1 pseudogene is annotated in these 555 nt (G+C 62.5%); it reads left to right on the top strand.

Annotated features, from left to right (window positions below):
* Positions 1-345: 345 nt before the first annotated feature.
* Positions 346-555 (top strand): annotated as a pseudogene (locus I8J30_RS32700) (hypothetical protein); the annotation flags it as partial.

Genomic DNA, 555 nt, shown 5'->3' with positions numbered 1-555 from the left:
ATAAATTAATTATGTAAGAAAATAAAAAAAGAAAGAGAGTGAAAAAGAGGAGGAAGGACAAAGGGAACAGGAAAGCGGAAACAAACGAGAAGGACAAAAGAGGGTAAAACGCAATAGAGAAGAGAGATGAGCACCAGAGAAGCGTGCAACACTGAAGACGGAGGAGGCGGACAGGTGAGGTCAAGGACAGCCGGGGCGAGGGGAGAGAGAGACGGCGCGGCCCAAGCGGGCGGGGAGGGCCCCGCCGCGGGGGGCGAGCTCAGTGCGCCGTATCGCGCCCTGAGCATCGGCATCGTGTCCGTCGTGCTGCTCATCGCCTTCTAGGCGACCGCCGTCGGGACGGCCATGCCCGTTGCCGCGCGCGAGTTGCACGGGATTCCGCTCTACGCGTTCGCGTTCTCCGCGTACTTCACCACCAGCCTCTTCGCCATGGTGTTCGCCGGGCAGTGGTCCGATCGGCACGGGCCGCTCGCGCCGCTCGCCACCGGGAACGGGATGTTGGCGGCCGGGCTGTGCGTGGCGGCGACCGGCACCGCGCACTGGGGGGTTAATCTG

It is taken from the genome of Paenibacillus lignilyticus (genome assembly GCF_017942085.1).
Lineage (GTDB): Bacteria > Bacillota > Bacilli > Paenibacillales > Paenibacillaceae > Paenibacillus_Z > Paenibacillus_Z lignilyticus.
This window is presented reverse-complemented; position numbering and strand designations above follow the sequence as displayed.